This window comes from Arthrobacter sp. zg-Y179 (assembly GCF_020907345.1).
GTDB classification, from domain to species: domain Bacteria; phylum Actinomycetota; class Actinomycetes; order Actinomycetales; family Micrococcaceae; genus Arthrobacter_B; species Arthrobacter_B jinronghuae.
Genome location: NZ_JAJJOB010000001.1, coordinates 17,041 through 35,843, shown reverse-complemented (window position 1 = coordinate 35,843; position 18,803 = coordinate 17,041). Strand labels below are relative to the sequence as shown.

Annotated in this window: 16 protein-coding genes and 3 tRNA genes; 9 read left to right on the top strand and 10 right to left on the bottom strand. The window is 63.7% G+C overall.

The genetic code is table 11. The features are described 5' to 3' along the window. The first annotated feature begins 78 nt into the window (after positions 1 to 78). The gene (locus tag LOC56_RS00160; RefSeq protein ID WP_229949417.1) at positions 79 to 1,797 is read left to right on the top strand and encodes an ABC transporter ATP-binding protein; all 1,719 of its coding nucleotides are present in this window, start codon (positions 79 to 81) and stop codon (positions 1,795 to 1,797) included. Positions 1,798 to 1,799: 2 nt separating this feature from the next. Further along, entirely contained in the window at positions 1,800 to 2,336 is a 537-nt protein-coding gene (locus tag LOC56_RS00155; protein ID WP_229949415.1) for a tetratricopeptide repeat protein, read from the top strand. Positions 2,337 to 2,428: 92 nt separating this feature from the next. On the opposite strand, the gene LOC56_RS00150 is transcribed toward LOC56_RS00155, so the two are convergent. From LOC56_RS00150 to bcp, 5 genes are all read right to left on the bottom strand, one after another. Continuing rightward, on the bottom strand, positions 2,429 to 3,373 hold the full coding sequence (locus tag LOC56_RS00150; protein ID WP_442860031.1) for an ABC transporter permease: 945 nt from the start codon (positions 3,371 to 3,373) through the stop codon (positions 2,429 to 2,431). Then, positions 3,370 to 4,374 (bottom strand): ABC transporter permease, encoded by a 1,005-nt coding sequence (locus LOC56_RS00145; protein WP_227918216.1) that lies wholly within the window; start codon positions 4,372 to 4,374, stop codon positions 3,370 to 3,372. Before LOC56_RS00145 ends, LOC56_RS00150 begins: the two co-directional genes overlap by 4 nt. 100 nt (positions 4,375 to 4,474) lie before the next feature. Next, positions 4,475 to 6,169, bottom strand: a complete 1,695-nt coding sequence (locus LOC56_RS00140; RefSeq protein ID WP_229949413.1) for an ABC transporter substrate-binding protein — start codon at positions 6,167 to 6,169, stop codon at positions 4,475 to 4,477. Between the two features lie 235 nt (positions 6,170 to 6,404). Continuing rightward, a tRNA-Leu gene (locus tag LOC56_RS00135) sits at positions 6,405 to 6,489 on the bottom strand. Between the two features lie 58 nt (positions 6,490 to 6,547). Beyond that, positions 6,548 to 7,015 carry a thioredoxin-dependent thiol peroxidase gene (gene bcp / locus LOC56_RS00130; RefSeq protein WP_229949412.1) on the bottom strand — a complete coding sequence of 156 codons (468 nt, stop codon included), beginning with the start codon at positions 7,013 to 7,015 and terminating at the stop codon, positions 6,548 to 6,550. A gap of 149 nt (positions 7,016 to 7,164) precedes the next feature. On the opposite strand from bcp, the gene LOC56_RS00125 reads away from it, so the two are divergent. The 3 genes from LOC56_RS00125 to LOC56_RS00115 all read left to right on the top strand — a co-directional run bounded on the left by LOC56_RS00125 (position 7,165) and on the right by LOC56_RS00115 (position 9,821). Then, on the top strand, positions 7,165 to 7,707 hold the full coding sequence (locus LOC56_RS00125) for a MarR family winged helix-turn-helix transcriptional regulator (protein ID WP_229949411.1): 543 nt from the start codon (positions 7,165 to 7,167) through the stop codon (positions 7,705 to 7,707). Positions 7,708 to 7,817: 110 nt separating this feature from the next. Then, positions 7,818 to 8,990, top strand: a complete 1,173-nt coding sequence (locus LOC56_RS00120) for an RtcB family protein (protein WP_229949410.1) — start codon at positions 7,818 to 7,820, stop codon at positions 8,988 to 8,990. 36 nt (positions 8,991 to 9,026) lie between these two features. Further along, complete coding sequence (locus LOC56_RS00115) at positions 9,027 to 9,821, top strand: GNAT family N-acetyltransferase (protein WP_229949408.1); 795 nt, start codon at positions 9,027 to 9,029, stop codon at positions 9,819 to 9,821. Positions 9,822 to 9,845: 24 nt separating this feature from the next. On the opposite strand, the gene LOC56_RS00110 is transcribed toward LOC56_RS00115, so the two are convergent. Continuing rightward, on the bottom strand, positions 9,846 to 11,696 hold the full coding sequence (locus LOC56_RS00110) for a tannase/feruloyl esterase family alpha/beta hydrolase (protein WP_229949406.1): 1,851 nt from the start codon (positions 11,694 to 11,696) through the stop codon (positions 9,846 to 9,848). Positions 11,697 to 11,892: 196 nt separating this feature from the next. After that, a tRNA-Lys gene (locus tag LOC56_RS00105) sits at positions 11,893 to 11,968 on the bottom strand. A gap of 545 nt (positions 11,969 to 12,513) precedes the next feature. Here LOC56_RS00105 and LOC56_RS00100 point away from each other — a divergent pair. After that, on the top strand, positions 12,514 to 13,212 hold the full coding sequence (locus LOC56_RS00100; protein ID WP_229949404.1) for a hypothetical protein: 699 nt from the start codon (positions 12,514 to 12,516) through the stop codon (positions 13,210 to 13,212). A 133-nt stretch (positions 13,213 to 13,345) separates the two neighbouring features. Continuing rightward, positions 13,346 to 14,332 carry a glycosyltransferase 61 family protein gene (locus LOC56_RS16355; protein WP_442860030.1) on the top strand — a complete coding sequence of 329 codons (987 nt, stop codon included), beginning with the start codon at positions 13,346 to 13,348 and terminating at the stop codon, positions 14,330 to 14,332. Between the two features lie 182 nt (positions 14,333 to 14,514). Here the strand turns inward: LOC56_RS16355 and LOC56_RS00095 are convergent. Then, positions 14,515 to 14,590, bottom strand: a tRNA-Lys gene (locus LOC56_RS00095). Positions 14,591 to 14,707: 117 nt separating this feature from the next. After that, entirely contained in the window at positions 14,708 to 15,031 is a 324-nt protein-coding gene (locus LOC56_RS00090; RefSeq protein WP_229949402.1) for a hypothetical protein, read from the bottom strand. Positions 15,032 to 15,155: 124 nt separating this feature from the next. Here LOC56_RS00090 and LOC56_RS00085 point away from each other — a divergent pair, with 124 nt between their 5' ends. Beyond that, a complete protein-coding gene (locus LOC56_RS00085) occupies positions 15,156 to 16,121 on the top strand; it encodes a 2-hydroxyacid dehydrogenase (protein WP_229949400.1) in 966 nt (321 codons plus the stop codon). 11 nt (positions 16,122 to 16,132) lie between these two features. On the opposite strand, the gene LOC56_RS00080 is transcribed toward LOC56_RS00085, so the two are convergent. Continuing rightward, a complete protein-coding gene (locus LOC56_RS00080; protein ID WP_229949398.1) occupies positions 16,133 to 16,618 on the bottom strand; it encodes a hypothetical protein in 486 nt (161 codons plus the stop codon). Between the two features lie 149 nt (positions 16,619 to 16,767). On the opposite strand from LOC56_RS00080, the gene ilvD reads away from it, so the two are divergent. Further along, positions 16,768 to 18,471, top strand: a complete 1,704-nt coding sequence (gene ilvD / locus LOC56_RS00075; protein ID WP_229949396.1) for a dihydroxy-acid dehydratase — start codon at positions 16,768 to 16,770, stop codon at positions 18,469 to 18,471. The last annotated feature ends 332 nt before the right edge of the window (positions 18,472 to 18,803 follow it).

Genomic DNA, 18,803 nt, shown 5'->3' with positions numbered 1-18,803 from the left:
TCATTCTAAATGATTAAAAACCGGTAAACAGCTGTGAGACACGCGTCACAAGGGGCGCGAGTGGGGCAGGATGGGGAAATGACTGATTTGAGCACTGATTCGCCCCTGCTCGAGGTGAGCAACCTCGCGGTTAATTTCCGGACCATGGATGGAGAAGTTCCGGCGGTGCGCAATGCCGGTTTCTCCCTCCCGGCAGGAAAGACACTGGCCATCGTGGGGGAGTCCGGGTCCGGGAAATCCACTACTGCAATGGCCGTGATCGGGCTGCTGCCCGGTAACGGCACCGTGGCTTCGGGCAGCATCCGCTTCGACGGCCAGGAACTGGTGGGTCTGCCGGAATCCAAGATGCGGGCAATCCGCGGGCGTTCCATCGGCCTGGTGCCGCAGGATCCGATGTCGAACCTCAACCCGGTGACCAAGATCGGCACCCAGGTTGCCGAAACCCTGTTGGTGCACGGCATGGCGACAAGCAAGGACGTGGACCGGAAAGTAGTGGAGGTCCTGACCGCGGCCGGGCTGCCCAACGCCGCGGAGCGTGCCAAGCAGTACCCGCATGAATTCTCGGGAGGCATGCGCCAGCGTGCTCTGATTGCCATCGGCCTGGCCTGCCGCCCCCGGCTGCTGATTGCCGACGAACCCACCAGCGCCTTGGACGTCACAGTCCAGCGGACCATTTTGGACCAGATCGACCGGATGACGGAGGAACTGGGTTCTTCCGTCCTGCTGATCACCCATGACCTGGGGTTGGCAGCCGAGCGTGCCTCCGAACTGGTGGTTATGCACCGCGGCGAGGTAGTGGAAACGGGTCCCGCCCGCCAGCTCTTGGAGGACCCGCAGCACCCGTACACCCAGGCCCTGGTCCGTGCAGCCCCCAGCGTGGCAGCCGTGCGGCTGAGCCCGGGTGCCTTTGCCGGGCATGCCGGCTCCAAGAGCGGGGCGCCTGCCGCGGCGTCGGCGGCCGGAGAACTGGCCGCCGCACCCGGCACGGAGACCGCACCGGACAACATCGTGGAATTCCGCGACCTGACTAAGGTGTTCAAGATCCGCGGCCGCTCCGACGATTTCTATGCCGCCAAGAACGTCACCCTGGACATTCCCCGCGGCCGCACCGTAGCCATTGTGGGGGAGTCCGGTTCGGGCAAGACCACTACCGCGCGGATGCTCCTGAAGCTGATTGAACCCACCAGCGGGACCATGACCTTCGACGGTATGGACGTTGCCACCCTGGACAAGGTCCAGCTGCGCGAATTCCGGCAGCGGGTGCAGCCGATCTTCCAGGACCCGTACTCCTCCCTGGATCCGATGTACACCATTGAGCGGATCCTGGAGGAGCCGCTCAAAACCTACCGGCGCGGAGACAAGGCAGAACGTCAGCGCCGCGTCCGGGAACTGATGGAGCAGGTGGCGCTGCCTCCGGAGATGCTGCACCGCTACCCTGCCGAACTCTCCGGCGGGCAGCGGCAGCGCGTGGCCATCGCGCGGGCGCTGGCGCTGAAGCCCGAACTGATTGTCTGCGACGAGCCGGTCTCCGCGCTGGACGTCCTGGTGCAGGCGCAGATCCTCCAGCTGCTGGGGGACCTGCAGCGCGAGTTCGGCCTCAGCTACCTCTTCATTTCACATGACCTGGCGGTCGTCCGGCTGATCTCCGATTATGTGTGCGTGATGAAGGACGGGGAGCTGGTGGAGGCTGCCACCTCCGAGGAGGTCTTCTCCAATCCCCGCCACCCCTACACGCGGAAACTCCTGGCCTCGATTCCCGGCAACGAGCTCAACATCGACGGCGAGCTGGCGTCCTGACCATGGCAGAAACACAGGCGGGTTCCGCAGCGGACCTGGACGCAGAACTGGAGCAGCTGCTGGCGGCCCGGAACCGGGAAGACATGGCCCCCACCATCGCGGCGCTGCTGGCCGTCCTTGAACGCCATCCGGACAACGCCCGCGTCCTCTATGAAGTCGGCGGCGCCTATGACACGGCAGGTGAAGAGGCAACGGCCGCCGGATTCTACGAGCGGGCCCTGGCCCTGGGGGTGGAAGGCGACGTGCTGCGGCGCTGCTACCTGCAGTACGGCAGCACCCTCCGGCTGCTCGGACGCTCGGCGGAATCGCTGGCGGTCTTTGCCCGCGCCCGGCAGAGCTTTCCCGCATCGGTGTCGCTTGGGGTCTTCGAGGCCCTGACCCTGCATGCGGCAGGCAAGGTGAACGCGGCGCTCGCCGGTCTTCTGGTCCTGCTCGCGGAGAATGTTTCGTCGGAAGACCTGGAGCGGTATCTCCCGGCGCTGCACGGCAACGCCGCTTACCTCGCTTCGCTCGACGCCGGGGACAGCCCCCGCGCCTGAGCCGTACCGGACACCAAAGCCGGACACCAAAGAAGGGCCCTTCCGTTGGGAGGGCCCTTCTTTGGTGACGGTGGCATTGCCGTCCGCGACGGTTACTTTCGCCGCGTCTTGGGATCCAGCGCCTCACGCAGGGATTCGCCCAGCAGGGTGAAGCCAAGCGCGGTGATGGCAATGCAGATACCCGGCAGGAAGGCTAGCTGCGGTGCCACGGCCAGCTCGGCCTGCGCGTAGGTAAGCATCCGGCCCCACTCGGCGGTCTGCGGCAGGCCGCCGCCGAGACCCAGGAAGGCCAGCGCGGCGGCGTCGATGACGGCTGTCGCCAAGGTGAGGGTGGCCTGCACGATCAGCGGACCCATGCTGTTGGGCAGCAGGTGGCTCATGGTGATGGTCCGCCGGCTTAGCCCCAGGGTCTGCGCAGACAGGATGTAGTCGGCGCTGCGCTGGGAGATCATTGACGAACGCAGCAGCCGGGCGAAGATAGGCACCTGTGAGACACCGATGGCAATCATGATTGCCAGGGAACTCTGGCCCAGAAGGGCGGCAATGCTCACGGCGAGCAACAGGTTCGGCACGGAGAGCAGGATGTCGACGAAGCGCATGATCACGCTGTCCACCCAGCCGCCCAGGCCGCCGGCAATCACGCCGAGCAGCACTCCGCCGGCCAGGCCCATCGCCGTGGACACCACACCGATGATCAGTGACGCCCGGGCGCCCCAGATCAGCTTGGAGAGGACATCGCCGCCGAAACGGTCCAGGCCCAGGGGATAACCGTCAATGTCTCCCGGACCGGGGATATTGGTGGGGGTGATCTCCGTACGGCCGGGGAGGTCGTCACCGCCAAAGGGGGCAAGCAGCGGGGCGAGGATGGCCACCAAAATGAACAGCCCCACGATGACGGCGCCGGCGACGGCGGCAGGGTTGCGGCGCAGGCGGCGGAACGCGTCTTTCCACATCCCGCTTCCGGTGGCGGGCTTGGCGGTGGGAGCACCTTCGGGAAGGATGGACCCGCCGGCTGCGGGAGGCAGAGTAGTACTCACTGGACACGCACCCTTGGATCGATGAAGCCGTAGGACACGTCAACCAGCAGGTTGATCAGTGAATACGCCACGGCAATGAAGACAATGAAGCCCTGCAGGACGGGATAGTCGAGGGCGAAGATCGCGTCCCTCAGGAACCTGCCGATACCGCTGAACGCGAAGACCGTCTCGGTCAGCACGGCGCCGGAAATCAGGAGGCCGGTCTGCAGGCCGATGGTGGTGGTTACCGGCAGCATGGCGTTGCGCAGCACAAAACGGCCGCGGATGGTCTTCTCCATCAATCCTTTGGCGCGGGCGGTGCGGACATAGTCGGCGCCCTGGACCTCCAGGACCGAGGCCCTGGTAATGCGCACGATGATCGCCAGCGGAATGGTTCCGAGTGCGATGGCGGGAAGCACCAGGTGCATGACGGCGTCCCACGACGCATCCCATTCCCGCGTGAGTAGGCCGTCCAAAACATAGAAGTCAGTAACGTGCGTGGCATCGATGCGTGGATCCTGGCGTCCGTCTGTAGGGAACCAGCCCAGCTGGATAGCCAGCACCCACTTGAGGATGAAGGCCAGGAAGAACACCGGGACGGTGATGCCGATCAGGGACAGGACCACCGAGGAGTGGTCCCAGAAACGACCGTAGTGGCGGGCCGCCAGGTAACCCAGCGGGATGCCGATGCCGATCGCGAAGATAAGCGCCACGACCGCCAGCTCCACGGTGGCGGGGAAACGGGTGGCGAATTCCTCCAGTACCGGGCGCCCGGTGACGATTGAGGTGCCGAAGTCGCCCTTGAGGAGCTTTCCGACATAGGTGAAGTACTGCTCGATCAGCGGGCGGTCAAAGCCGTAGGCCTTGTTGATGTTGGCGATGGCTTCGGGGGAGGCCTTGTCACCGAGCAGGGCGGTGGCCGGACCGCCGGGCAGGTTGCGGACCCACAGGAAAAGCAGGATCGAAAGGCCGATCAGGGTGGGGATCAGCATAAGAAGGCGTTTGCCGATGACTCGTAGCACGAGTGTCCTTTCCCAGCCGTGGGGCTGGAGGATCTGGGGAGGAAAAGGCGAGGCGCGTAGGAGGCCGGGGACCCGCGGGGTCCCCGGCCTCCGTGGGTTGTTACTTGGAGAGCTTGATCTCGCTGAAGACTTCGTCGTTCACCGGGCTGGCCGGGTAGGACTCCACCCGCTCGGAGAACGCGAGCGACGGCGCCGGGTGGGCCAGCGGGATGGCCGGCACGAACTGGGCGATGTCCTCATTGATCTGCTCGTAGAGCGGGGTCTGCTCCTCGAGGGTGGACACCTGGCGTGCCTCTTCCAGCGCGTTGAAGATCTCCGGGTTGTTGAAACCGAACTCGGGCTTCTCCTGGCCGAAGAACACGCCCACGAAGTTGTCCGTGTCGTTGTAGTCGCCGGTCCAGCCCAGCAGGTGCAGACCGTGGTCGGAGCCTGCCTGCACGCGGTCGAGGTAGTCCGGGGACCACTTGTCCGACTGCGGGGTGACCGTGATGCCTACTTCGGCCAGCTGTGCGCTCAGGTTGGTGAAGACCTGCTCAGGCGTGGGCATGTACGGCCGGGAGACGCCGGTGGGGTAGTTGAACTGCACGGTGAAACCGTCCGGGTAGCCGGCTTCGGCCAGCAGGGCCTTGGCCTTCTCGGGGTCGTATTCGTACGTGGTGACGTCTTCGTTGTAGCCGTTGACGACGTCGGGGATGAACTGGGTGGCAACCTTGGTGCCCTCGGGGAGGGTCTGGCTGACCAGTGCTTCCTTGTCGATGGCGTGCGCAATAGCCTGGCGGACCTTGGGGTCGGACAGCTCGGGCACCTGCTGGTTGATGCCCAGGTACAGGATGGTGAAGGGATCGCGCTGGACCACGTTGAAGCCGGCGTCGGCCAGTGCCTGGGTGTCGGCAGGGGCCACGAGGTCGTAGCCGTCAATGTCGCCGGACTCCAGCGACTGGCGGCGGGCCTGCGGATCGTCGATGACGCGGAAGATGATGTCGGTGACCTGTGCGTCGTCGCCGCCCCAGTAATCCTCGTTCAGGGACAGGGTGAGCTGGTTGCCCACGTCCCAGCCGTCGAACTTGTAGGGACCGGTGCCGGTGGGGTGTCCCTTGGCGTATTCGGTCAGCTCGGGAGCTTCGGCCGTTCCGGAGGAGTTGTTGGCGCCGAACTCCTCCAGGGCGGCCGGGCTCTGCATGCTGAAGGCGGGCAGCGAGAGCGCGGCAACGAAACCGGCGAAGGGCTTGTTCAGCGTGATCACGGCTTCGGCATCCGAGGACGCTTCGCAGGACTTGTAGGTTGCCTCTTCGGGCGTATCCGAGAAGCCCTTGAACAGCATGCCGTAGTAGTAGGCCTGGCTTTCGGCCTGCTGGATGCCGGTGAAGTTGTACCAGCGGTCAAAGTTGGCGCAGACCGCTTCGGCATTGAAATCGGTGCCGTCGTGGAACTTGACGCCTTCTTCGAGGGCGAAGGTGTAGGTCATGCCGTCTTCCGAAGACTCCCACGACTTCGCCAGCAGCGGTGCCGGGTCCGCGGTGCCGGGTTCGACGCCGACAAGGCCTTCGAAGATCTGGCGGCTGACGCGGAAGGACTCGCCGTCGGAGGCGAAGGCGGGGTCTAGGGACTTGGGATCGGATGAAGCGGCAAAAACGAACGTGCCGTCCACATCACTGGAGCCGCCGTCGGCCCCTTCCTCGCGGTTGCTTTGGGCGCAGCCCGAAAGCACAAGCGCGCTCAGGGCAAGGCCGGCGGTAAGGGCGGACGCGCGCTTCTTGGCGGCCCGGCCTTTCCGGACGTTGTCTGCTGAAAACATGTTTTGGGTACTCCTCAAGGGCGGATGAACGCTGTGCGAGTGGTGCCTGCGGCCGGAAAACCAGCCCGGATGCGTCCTTTGGACGCACACGTATGGACAGAGCCTAATGCGGAAGTGTTTCTGTTACGTGACATTCGTCACCGTCGGCGTGGTCACGATTCGGCAACGTCAGGGCGGGAGGCGCCGGCCCCGGGCACGAAAAAAGCCCCGGTCCGAAGACCGGGGCTTTAGTGTCTGGTGCGCGAGGAGGGACTTGAACCCACACGTCCGAAGACACTGGAACCTAAATCCAGCGCGTCTACCAATTCCGCCACTCGCGCCGATTTCCCCTACAGGCCTTGCTTCGCGGCCGGGAAACCGGTTTTAGTCTACCCGAGGTTAGTCGAGCCCCAGATCACGCCGGAGCTTGGCGACATGCCCGGTGGCCTTCACGTTGTACTGGGCGAGGGCAACCTTGCCTTCGGGGTTCACCACCACGGTGGACCTGATCAGTCCCTCGTAGGTGCGGCCGTAGTTCTTCTTCTCGCCCCATGCTCCATAGGCTTCGGCCACGGCGTGGTCGGCGTCGGAGAGCAGCGGGAAGTTCAGGTTCTCGGAGGCCGCGAACTTCTCCAGCTTTTCCACCGGATCGGGGGAGATCCCCAGAACGGTGTAGCCGGCGCCCTTGAGGCTGTTCAGGTTGTCGCGGAAGTCGCAGGCCTCCTTCGTGCAGCCGGGCGTGGCCGCGGCCGGATAGAAGTAGACGATGGTGCTGCTGCCGTGCAGGTCCGCCAGGGACACGGTTGTCCCATCGGCGGCGGGAAGCGCGAATTCCGGTGCGGTTTCGTCCGGGCTCAGACGGGGCATTAGGTCTCTCCTTGGTGTCGATTTCGCCGCTGGTGCGCCAAAACGCGACATTTCCAGCGTGCGGTGGCTATCCTAGACTGTGGATCGGGACGTAATCAGCAAACTGTCTGTGCGGGTGGATCCGTCGCCGAGAGGAAGAGTTTTATTTTATGCCGGATATGGAGCGCTGGCCCACCGGGCGCCTGTTGTCTACAGCTGCACGCCTTGTAGAGCATGCCTGGAACGAGCGGTTGGTCAGTATTGGCCTGACCCACGCAGGCGTCATCGCCTTGGGTGTTCTTGACTCGCAGGGGCCAATGACGCAGGCACGCCTGGCGCAGCTGGTGCGTGTGCAGGCGCAGACGATGGGTAAGACCCTGGCCCGCCTGGAGACCCACGGACACGTGAGCCGTGTGCGCAATGACCTCGACAAGCGCAGCCACATGGTGACTATTACCGAGCAGGGCAAGGAAGCGCTCCACGAAGCACAGAACATCGAGCGCACGCTCCTCGACGGTGGTGACTTGCTGTCCGAGGCACTGCGCAGCCAGCTGCGGAAGGTCATCAGCGAGTTGGGAAGCCCGCGGTGGCAGGTCGCCGTCGACGTCCCCGGACTTCCGGTCCCGCCCGAAAGCGGTTTGGTGATGCTGCCGGAGAGCGCGGAAACCACGGAGACTGCGGAAGCCGCGGAAGCCCAGGCCGACAGCCGCTGACCGCCCGGAGCGGCAGCTAAATATGTAAGAAGAGGCACATCCGGCGGATGTGCCTCTTCTTTCGTTTGGCCGTTAGCCTCAGTGGTAAGCACACTGACGAAAGGGCGGCCGTGGAACAGCAGGTCAACGACAAATACCTCAACTTCGCGAGCATCATTGATGACGTCACCCTGGAGCAGAACGTCAAAACGTCCCGGATGCCGTTCATTTATCCGCATCTGGCTTCCATGCCGGATGCGCATCTGGGGAAGGGGGCAGCTGTCGGATCCGTGATCCCCACGCTGGGGGCAATCATCCCCGCGGCAGTGGGCGTCGATATCGGCTGCGGCATGATCGCCGTCCGCACCCAGCACTTTGCCCCGGATATTGCCGGGCTGAACCGCCGGATCCTCCGCGAAGCGATAGAACATGCCATTCCGCTTTCGGCCGGCAACAACAACCGCAGCCTCACGGACTCGGCGCGTTCACGGGTGGAGGAACTGGCCGACGACGCCGCTGCCGCCGGCTTTGACCCCGCCTCCTACCTCAAGGGCTGGCGCCTCCAGCTGGGCACGCTGGGCTCGGGGAACCACTTCATCGAAGTGTCGCTGGACGAAGAGGACGCCGTCTGGCTGTTCCTGCATTCAGGCTCGCGCGGGGTCGGGAACAAGATCGCCCAGCAGCACATCTGGGCAGCGCAGAACTACTGCGGGAAGCGGTCCATCGACCTGCCGGACCGCGACCTGGCGTACCTGGAAGAGGGGACAGAGGAATTCGACCGGTACATTGCCGAACTGATGTGGGCGCAGAAATTCGCCCTGCTCAACCGCGGGGAAATGATGGACCGGGTTGTGGGATGTTTCAGTGCCTGGACGGGGGAGGCCGTGCAGGAGCGGGAACGGATCAACTGCCACCACAACTACACCGAGGTTGAGCACCACTACGGCAGGGACGTCTGGCTCACGCGGAAGGGGGCCATCGACGCGTCGCCGGGGCGTCCGGGACTGATCCCGGGATCCATGGGCACGGCGTCGTACGTGGTGGAAGGCAAGGGCTACGCGCCGTCGCTGAACTCCGCACCGCACGGCGCAGGGCGGGAGTATTCCAGGACCAGGGCGCGCAAGACGTTCAGCCAGGAGCAGCTGCGGAAGGCTATGAAGGGGATCGAATTCCGTGACACCCCCGCTTTCATTGACGAGATCCCGGCGGCGTACAAGGACATCGACGCCGTGATGGCGGACGCGAAGGATCTGGTCACGGTGAAGCATGTGCTTCGGCAGATCGTGAACGTCAAGGGAAACTAAGCCCTCAGGTCCAGTGCACCGGTAGGGTTTGGACCCATGACCACAACCATAGAGCTCCTTGCCGCCTACGACCGGCAGCTGCGCACCGACGCGGAAACTCCCGGTGCAGCCGCCGTCGAACGGCTGGGGCCGCTGCGCCTGGTGACGTTCGACGGCGGCCGGGGCTTCATCACGTATGCCGACCTGGACGGGGCGGACGCCGCGACCATTGCCGGCTGGGTGGCCGGTGCCCTCACGCACTACCGGAGCGACCCGCAGATCCGGAAAGTGGAGTGGAAAACCCGGGGCCACGACCGGGCTCCCGGACTTCACGACGCGCTGCTGCACCACGGCTTCGAACCGGAGGAACCCGAATCCATCATGCTCGGGCGCGCGGCGGACCTGGCGGTTGATGTCCCGCTGCCCGAAGGGGTTGCCCTCCGCCGCGTTACGGAAGAGGAAGATGTCCGCGCCATGAGTGCCATGGCGGACGGGGTATTCGGCGATCCGGTCTCCATAGCGACGGCGGACTCCCTCCTGCGGCGGTTGTCCCGCGGCGACGGGATGGAACTCTGGGTGGCGGAAAGCGGCGGCACCATCATCAGCGCCGGCCGGCTGGAGCCGGTTCCGGGCACGGACTTCGCAGGCATCTGGGGCGGTGCAACGCTGGCGCCCTGGCGGGGTCTGGGCATCTACCGCGCCCTCACGGCAGCCCGCGCCCGCTCCGCGCTGGCAGCGGGCAAGGCACTGATCCACAGCGATTCCACCGAATACTCCCGCCCGATCCTGGAGCGCTCCGGCTTCCTGAAGGTGTCCTCCACAACGCCTTATCTCTGGAGTGCGGCGGCGTAGCTGCAGGAGCCGGAGCGCTGGCCGCTAGTGCCTGCCGGCTTCCCGGGAAAGCCAGTTGCGGCCGCCGCGGTGCTGTCCGCAGACGAGTTCCGTTCCCTCGGCGCGGCACCACGTCTGGTAGTCCGACGAATACAGCCGGGACCCCAGCCACTTGTAGTCCGGCCCGATCTCCCGTTTCGGCGTGTATGAAGCGAAGTTCGCGGCGTCGTCGGTACTGCCCGAACCGTCATAGCGGGCCACGGCGGGATACGGGTAGACGGGCCGGGTGCGCGAAACCGTCTCGGCACCGTCGTCGGCAGTTTCCATTTTCGAAGCGATAATCGACGCCGGCGCCCGGCCGCTTTCCACCCAGGCCATCACAGGGGTGAGGACGTCAAAGCTGTCCGGCCCCTCGCCGCCGCTGCAGTGTTCGACGCCGGGGAACATAAAGAGCCTCGCGAAGTCGTTGACGGCGTGTTTTCCCATGGTGCCGCGGACGGCGTCGTAATAGGCCAAAGTGGACTGCGGAGAAATATGGTGGTCATTCCAGCCGTGCCACAGCAGCAGTTTGCCGCCGCTCCGCTTGAACGCTCCGAGGTCCGGATCCATGGCGGACATGTAGCCGGAGGACTGCATGGTTTCCCAGAAGGCCTGCTTGGTGAATTCGAGATCGGTCAGCTCGAAGTCCGGCCGGGGGTTGTTCGGATCGGCCAGATAGCGCAGGTAGGACAAGGCGAATTGTTCACTGGACACCGGATCGCCCTGGGCCTCGGGAACAAAGAGCGTCCACGCCAGTTCCGAGCCCCACTCGTGCGAGATTTCCGGTTCCAGCCGCCTGCCCTGATCGTCAACGGCGCCGTTATGCAGCTTCCGGACCACCTCGGCCTCGGCGGCGGACAGGCAGGCTGCGGGATCCTGTCCGGCTGCGCAGATGAGCGACGCCGGGTCGAAGCCGCAGGCGCGCGGGTCATCGAGGACGCCGTCGGCCAGGCCGTCCAACGTATCGCAGGCCGCCAGGACCGCGTTGTGGATCAACGGCAGTTTCCCGGCGAGCAGGATGTCGTTGCCGTCGGCGTCCTTGTTGGCGAGAACATTCCAGGCGTGGTGGTAGGTGTTCTGCACGGCCATGTTGTTCGCCGGGGCGCCGGCTGCAATCCCGTCGAAGTCGTCCGGGAAGCGCTGCGCCTCCATCAGTGCCTCCCGGCCGCCGTCGGAGCAGCCCGTGAAATAGGAGTAGGCGGGGGAGCGGCCGTAGAACTTCGTGATCAGCGCCTTCGCCGTCAGGGCTGTGACGTGTACGCCGCGGTAGGCGAAGTCGATCTGGGCCTGCGGATTGTCTGCCGCCCAGGACCCGTCGTTCTGCCCCTGGTGTCCCATGTCGGTTGTGGCGCTGGCAACTGTGCCGTCCTCCACCACCGGGCAATCCGCCGCCTGGCCGTAGTTGATGCTGGCGTTGCCGCAGAGACCGCCGCAGCCGGTCTGCAGATACCGCTGGGTCCATCCCTCCAGCGGCAGCCGGACCACTATCGTGTTGGCCGGCGCGATGGTGCCGCGCACCTCGCAGTAGGGGTTCGGCGTGTTTTCGCTGACGACGACGGCGGAGGTGATGGTGACTTCTGCTCTGGCCGCACGGCGCAGGTCCAGTCCGGTGACGTCGCCGCAGGACATAACGGGCGCGACCGCCGGCAGCACCCGGAGCCCCTCCTCCGTGACGGCTGGGGGCGGTGCGGGCCTGCGGTGGTCAGCTGCGGCTCCCGGCACGGGGGAGAGGGACACCGCAAGCACGGCCAGGAAGCATAGGAAGGCGGAAAGCCCCTGCCTCCGCTTCGTACGTTCGGAGTGAGGATGCTGCGGGGAAAGGAAAAGCGAGTGAGTGGTGGATCCGGATCGGCGCATCAGGTCTCCTTTGACGTAGAGGCCTCCCCCAAGACCGTGGCAACGCTGCCACTGGCCGCACGGTACCAATATTGTTGACGATCCGTAACGGCTGTTCGTCGACATTGACGGTGCGCGGGCAGGTTGGAGATCCCCGAAGGCAAAAAGAAAAACCCCGCCCGACCCGGCACAGTGCCTGGTCGGACGGGGTTTTCGTTGGTGCACCCCCCGGGACTTGAACCCGGAACCCATTGATTAAGAGTCAATTGCTCTGCCAATTGAGCTAGAGGTGCGCACTTTGTTGGAAGGAAGACCTTCGCCGTGAGGCGCGGTTCGTTCTCCGCAACGACATGAAACATTACCACGTCCACGGCTGCAGTGCGTAATCGATTGCAGTAGCCCGAGGCTGAACGGGGTAACAAACACGGACGCCACCCTTGCAGACTTAATGACGATCACGTTGCTCCGAGCACGTCTAACACCCGAAGACGCCTCAGTCCCGTTGAACACGCGGCTCGATCTCGTGGGCCAGGATCGGCAAATCGTTGTCTGCGAACTAGCAAGGCGCGGGTGATGATCCAACCAAAATTTCGCGGCACCATCCCCACTGCGTGAGGGCACAGCATCGAGGCGGGAGAATTTTGCCAGCACCCTTGGGCCTACACGGCGATCCCTTCCCATGTGCCGCTAACCAAAAACTGAGCCGCAACGTTTTGGTGAAACTGTGTGCCTCAATTCGCGATCAAGGTGAGGAGACTGTTATTCTCGATGGATGGATTCCGCCCCCCCAAACGTCCTATGTATTGGGACATGCCGACTATTTCGTCCGCTAAAGCATATGGACTCACTGGGTCTGATTAATCTGCTGCACTATGGGAAAACCCCTAATTGGTGGTTTACACACAGCTCCGGTGAAGCAATCCAGTATCTTAAGACTCTGACGGGTGAATTCGACATTCCATCTAATCTCCGCCATCTGGCTTGTGAAACTACGGCAGATCTACCGAATGACCTTTCAGCGCCTGAATCACTCAAGTCTGCAGATATCGTCGTTGTTGAGATTTCAACATTCAAAAAATTACAAATGCAGGGTGTGCGTTTGAACTTTCAGAATGTATGGGGATACGCACATCGCGCGGGCGTCTCAACCAGTGACGTGCTCGCAGGAAGACAAGTCTTCTGGCCAGCGGGAATTGCCCCGTTGATGGACCTTACAGCCGATAAGTCGGATGTAAGTGAAGTTACCTCGGACCTCTTAGCAATCAAGGACTTCGTCGGGGTGCCTATGTTGACCGTCGACCACATTTATTCTCTCACTGATTCTGGTGGACCCATCCCAGGCCGACCGGCCATCACGGACCTCTTGGCAGCACTCAAGAGCAGCCACGATATACCGTTTCACTCTACCCGGGCGTTAATAGAGGAATACGGGCAAGAGGTCGCTTTGGCAGATGATAATCACTATAAGAAAGATTTTGAACTGTTAGCTGGAAGGGCGATATTAGCCTCAATCCATAGCGCCTTAAAGCACGCCTAAGCATTCGCGCCCTGGCCGTCGTCTGAAGTAGTTGTGGTATGCACGGTCTTGCAGCCCCAGGCAAAGTCGCTTCGCGACAGCCTTTTGACGGTAACGGATTGGGTCAAGCAAGAGATACGGTAAACTCGAAACCATGCCTTCAATAAGTACATATGATTCGGCCTTGCTTACCGCTAACGTTCTAGATGATGAGAATGCTTCAGCCAACGGGGCTCTCTATGATTCCAAGGGGCGCCTTCTTGTTGAATCCGTCCGCGCAGTAGATCGTACGGATTCCCATATACCTGGCGATCCGGCATCCGTCCCTCGTCCGTCTGCCGTAGTTGGGCATTACAATCACCCTGGTTATGACACATATATTGATGAAGCCATATTCGGGGGTCACATATTTGCTGGTTGGGGGCACACGATAACGGAAACAATAAGTTCCGCATGGGCAAGCACGGAGGTTCCTCAGGAAGTTCCGTTGGTTATGGTTCCATGGGGCCGTCTGTGGGTGTCGGCTCTCCCGCGCATTCGGGAAACTATGGCGTTGGCGGGGTGGGGCGATCGCCCGCTAATTATGACGGTGGGCACTGCCGTCTTTGGAAAAGTGCATGTTCCTGAGCGCCTGGTGCGATTCGATGACCTTCTTCACCGCGGTGCTTCGATTCCGGCCGAGATGAATGCTGTTTACGACTTGATGATCGGACGAAGCACACTAAGCGATCCTCGGCCTAGAATCCCCACTTTCCTGGCCCGAACACGTGGGCACAGGCGTGCGCATCCATATGAAGAGGCCATTGAGGCCGCACTTGCCGAGCGGGGGTTCAGGGTTGTAGAAGGATGGGACCTTGGTGTCCGTGAGCAAATTGCACTTATTAATTCGTCTTCGTGCTTAGTCGCTTTTTCCGGATCTAGTTTGCATAATTCTGTCTTCGCGGAGCGCAGCATTCCCGTTTTAGAGATCATGGACAATCGCGCAAGCTCAACAAGTCTCGTAGAGCGTCCTCTCCAAGCTGCACTTTGCGAACTCCGGGAACAGCCGTTCACCCGTGTTCAAGGTTACGACAACGGCCAGGCACGTACAGTGCCGGATGTCGTTGAGGAGGTTATGGGACTCTGCGTCTCGCTCGCCTAGCAGCCAGCTTTCCTGAGATGGTGTTGCACTCATTCGTAAGCACTAGTAGAGGCGTCCATGTCCACGTTCGCTCGCCCGAGCGAATGTTGCCGTCGGGCCTCGAGGAATGCAGTGTGCATCCCCGCCCAGGGCAACAAAAAACCCCGCCCGGCCAGGCGAAGAGCCTGATCGGACGGGGTAGTTGGTGCACCCCCCGGGACTTGAACCCGGAACCCATTGATTAAGAGTCAATTGCTCTGCCAATTGAGCTAGAGGTGCGTATTCGAGGTGATGGAAACCGGCGGCTTTTCTTCCGCAGTCGGCATCAGCAACGACATGAAACACTACCAGCAGTTCCGCCGGAGAATGAAATCCCGGCGGCTTTTGTGCCCCTTCTCACGTTGCGTTCCGTTCCGGCGTCCCGCCTGGATGGGGGAGGACCACCAATTCGCCTGGATTCCCGTCCCAGGCGCCGCTGCTGTCCACCACCCACGTCCGGGCGGGCAGGTTCGACGCCGGGTCCCCGGTGGTCACTGTCGTAACGGCATCGCCGGGGACCGGAGTAACCGGCAGGTCCGGGTCCGGCACGCCGGCGGTGTCGATCCCCGCCGCGGTCCGCACCGCACCGTGGACCAGCATCCGCTCCACCGTCCGGGCGGCCCAGACAGCCGCGACGGACGCAACCCCTAGGGCTGTGAAGAGAAAAGATTTCCGGGCCACGACGGCCTCCTTTAATCGGCGGAAGGCACGTTTTTCACGTTACGGCCGGCACCTGCCGCTGTCCATAGCCGGCGGCCCCGGCCACCGTCCCGCTCCCGCAGTGACACCCGTTACGCTGGCTGGCATGGCCGACACTGAATCCCGCAATGTCCCGGTGCGCACCCTGACCGTGCCCACGCCCGAACTTCTCGAATCCCTGCAGCCCCTGCCCGACGGTATGAAGGCCGCCGTCTGGGACCTGGTCGGTGAGCCCGAGGGGGTGGAGTGCGCAGAGATCGATGCGGTGGTGCTTCCCTACGCCAACGGATCCGACTACGGAGACGCACTGAACCGGGTGCCGAACCTGCTGCTCCTGCAGGCGCAGTCGACGGGCTACGACGGATTGCCCGAGCTGGTCGGTGAGGGGACGGCCATTGCCAGCGCCGCCGGCGTCCATGCTGCCGCGACGGCCGAGATGGCCCTTACCCTGATCCTGTCCGCGCAGCGGGGGATCGACACCGCACTGAGCGCCCAGCATGAGGGCCGGTGGGAATCGATCCGGTATCCGGGGTTGGCGGACCGCCGCGTGCTCCTCGTGGGGGTCGGCGGAATCGGCCGGGAGATTGCCGCACGGCTGCACCCGTTCGACGTCGAACTCACCCGGGTGGGCAGCACCGCCCGGACGGATGACGACGGCGCCGTGCACGGTACGGACGAGCTGGCAGAACTGGCGGCCCGGGCCGAGATCCTGGTGGTCATCACGCCGCTGAACGCGCAGACCCGCCACCTCATTGATGCCCGCGTGCTCGCCGCCCTGCCGGACGGGGCGCTGGTAGTCAATGTTGCCCGCGGTGCCGTGGTGGACAGCGAGGCCCTCACCAAGGAAGTGGTGTCCGGACGGCTGCGGGCCGCTCTCGACGTCTTCGACCCGGAACCCCTGCCGGCGGAGCATCCGCTGCGCCGGGCGCCCGGGGCAATCATCACCCCTCACTGGGGCGGAAACACTGCGGCGTTCGAGCCCCGGATCAAGGCCCTGCTGCGTGAGCAGGTGCAGCGGCTGGCAGCAGGAAAAGAACCGCTGAACCTCGTCCGCCCCGGCCCGTGGGGGTAGGCGAACCTGCGTCAGGCCAGTTCCAGGTACGACTCCACGAAGGAACGGAAATCTTCCCAGTCGGCGGACTGCTCCAGCAGGCGCTCGCCCGCGGAAGCCGTGGCCGGCAGTGCAGCCTGCGCTTCCACGGCAAACTGGAAGACGCGCCCGGTGCTCGTGCCCACCTCGTACGCGTCCGTGTCCAGCTCGTCGGTGTGGCTCAGATTGGTGGTGTTTACCGAAGTGGGCACTTCCAACCCGGCGAGGGTATCGACGTCGAAGGGAGCGAACACAACCTCCGCCGGACGCCACCGGTAGCCCAGCACATAAAAACCCGTTTCACCGTCGAGCCCCGGCGTGGCCAACACCAGGTTGTAGTCACCGTAATTGGGAATCTGGGATTCGAAGACGCGGCGCAGCACTCGCTTCAGCTGGTCACTGGCGGGAGTTTCTGGGTCTGCAGTGTCCGTGTCTGCAGTATGTACGCCCGGATCCGTGGACCCTGTATCCGATGTCATACCCCCAGTCTATGAACACCGTCCCCCTATTCGTGAAGCCCGTACGGGCCCGGCCTCAGATCTTCATCTGCTGTTCACAGGCCGTAACAACAGTTGCCAATGTCCGTCACAGAGACCACCCCGGCAGGCTTAAGTCCTACGATCTACCCATGAGCGTGGACAACACACCGGACATCAAACCCCGCAGCCGAGTCGTTACGGACGGGATACACGCGGCACCTGCCCGCGGTATGTTCCGTGCCATAGGCATGGGCGACGACGACTTCGCCAAGCCGCAGATCGGCGTCGCCAGTTCCTGGAACGAGATCACTCCCTGCAACCTTTCCCTGAACCGCCTCGCCACCGGTGCCAAAGAAGGCATCCACGCAGGCGGCGGCTTCCCCATGCAGTTCGGCACCATTTCCGTCTCGGACGGTATTTCGATGGGCCACGAAGGCATGCACTTCTCCCTGGTGTCCCGCGAGGTCATAGCGGACTCGGTGGAAACGGTGATGATGGCCGAACGCCTGGACGGCTCCGTGCTGCTTGCCGGCTGCGACAAGTCCCTGCCCGGCATGCTGATGGCAGCAGCACGCCTGGACCTTTCCAGCGTCTTCCTCTATGCCGGCTCGATCATGCCCGGCTTCGCCAAGATGGAGGACGGCAGCGAGCGGGAAGTCACCCTGATCGACGCCTTTGAAGCAGTGGGTGCCTGCGCCGCAGGCAAGATGAGCCTGAAGGACCTTGACTCGATTGAGCGGGCCATCTGTCCTGGAGAAGGTGCCTGCGGCGGGATGTACACCGCCAACACCATGGCCTGCATCGGCGAGGCGCTGGGCATGTCCCTTCCCGGCTCGGCCGCGCCGCCCTCCGCGGACCGGCGACGCGACGAGTTTGCCCGCAAGTCCGGCGAAGCAGTGGTCAACCTGCTGCGCAAGGGCATCACCGCCCGCGACATCATGACCAAGAAGGCCTTCGAAAACGCCATCGCCGTCACCATGGCCTTCGGCGGCTCCACCAACGCCGTGCTGCACCTGCTGGCCATCGCCCGCGAAGCGGAAGTGGACCTCACCCTCGAAGACTTCAACCGCATCGGCGACACCATTCCGCACCTGGGCGACCTGAAGCCGTTCGGCCGGTACGTTATGTTCGACGTCGACAAGATCGGCGGCGTGCCCGTGATCATGAAGGCACTGCTCGACGCCGGCCTGATCCACGGCGACTGCCTCACGGTCACGGGCAAGACCGTCGCGGAGAACCTCGCGGCCATCAACCCGCCGGATCCGGACGGGAAGGTCCTGCGTGCCATGGACAACCCCATCCACAAGACCGGCGGCATCACCGTCCTGAAGGGTTCCATGGCTCCGGAAGGCGCCGTGGTCAAGAGTGCAGGGTTCGACGCCGACGTGTTCGAAGGCACCGCACGGGTCTTCGAGCGTGAACAGGGTGCCCTCGACGCACTGGACGCCGGAGAAATCTCTGCCGGCGACGTCGTCGTCATCCGCTACGAGGGCCCCAAGGGCGGACCGGGCATGCGCGAGATGCTCGCCATCACCGGCGCCATCAAGGGTGCAGGCCTGGGCAAGGACGTCCTGCTGCTGACCGACGGCCGCTTCTCCGGCGGCACCACGGGCCTGTGCATCGGGCATGTGGCACCCGAAGCGGTCGACGGCGGCCCAATCGCCTTCGTGAAGGACGGCGACCGGATCCGAGTGGACATTGCCGCCCGCAGCTTCGACCTGCTGGTGGACCCGGACGAGCTCGAAGCCCGCAAGGTTGGCTGGCAGCCGCTGCCGGGCAAGTTCACCAAGGGTGTGCTGGCCAAGTACGCCAAGATGGTGAACTCCGCGTCCACGGGGGCCTACTGCGGGTGAAACCCTTCCCCAGCGTCAGGCGCTGGAGCGCCTGACGCTGGGGCCCCTCAGGCCTTTGCAGCCTTATTAAGCCCTGCCGCCTGTAGTGGGCGGGGCATCCACACCTTGGACGTCCAGATAGTGAGACGGACGTCTCATATGATTGACACCCCCGTAGGGGAACGCAAGACTGAACGGTATGCAGATCGTACCCGTCGTCCTTATCAAGCGCGTGGCGTAACAGCCCGACTTGTCTAAGACGTCACGCGCGAACCCCTACGGAGCCCACAGGCACGAGGGGTTTTTTTATTGGCATCGTCAGTTTTGGCTTCGCTGAACACAGAAGCCGTACC

Excerpts from the sequence above, each read along its gene's own strand:
- bcp (WP_229949412.1), bottom strand. The coding sequence starts at position 7,015 with ATGCCCCGTCTGAGCCCGGACGAAACCGCACCGGAATTCGCGCTTCCC.
- LOC56_RS00125 (WP_229949411.1), top strand. The coding sequence starts at position 7,165 with ATGCCGGATATGGAGCGCTGGCCCACCGGGCGCCTGTTGTCTACAGCT.
- LOC56_RS00110 (WP_229949406.1), bottom strand. The coding sequence starts at position 11,696 with ATGCGCCGATCCGGATCCACCACTCACTCGCTTTTCCTTTCCCCGCAG.
- LOC56_RS00080 (WP_229949398.1), bottom strand. The coding sequence starts at position 16,618 with ATGACATCGGATACAGGGTCCACGGATCCGGGCGTACATACTGCAGAC.
- LOC56_RS00140 (WP_229949413.1), bottom strand. The coding sequence starts at position 6,169 with ATGTTTTCAGCAGACAACGTCCGGAAAGGCCGGGCCGCCAAGAAGCGC.
- LOC56_RS16355 (WP_442860030.1), top strand. The coding sequence starts at position 13,346 with ATGCCTTCAATAAGTACATATGATTCGGCCTTGCTTACCGCTAACGTT.
- LOC56_RS00155 (WP_229949415.1), top strand. The coding sequence starts at position 1,800 with ATGGCAGAAACACAGGCGGGTTCCGCAGCGGACCTGGACGCAGAACTG.
- LOC56_RS00085 (WP_229949400.1), top strand. The coding sequence starts at position 15,156 with ATGGCCGACACTGAATCCCGCAATGTCCCGGTGCGCACCCTGACCGTG.
- LOC56_RS00100 (WP_229949404.1), top strand. The coding sequence starts at position 12,514 with ATGGACTCACTGGGTCTGATTAATCTGCTGCACTATGGGAAAACCCCT.
- ilvD (WP_229949396.1), top strand. The coding sequence starts at position 16,768 with ATGAGCGTGGACAACACACCGGACATCAAACCCCGCAGCCGAGTCGTT.
- LOC56_RS00160 (WP_229949417.1), top strand. The coding sequence starts at position 79 with ATGACTGATTTGAGCACTGATTCGCCCCTGCTCGAGGTGAGCAACCTC.
- LOC56_RS00115 (WP_229949408.1), top strand. The coding sequence starts at position 9,027 with ATGACCACAACCATAGAGCTCCTTGCCGCCTACGACCGGCAGCTGCGC.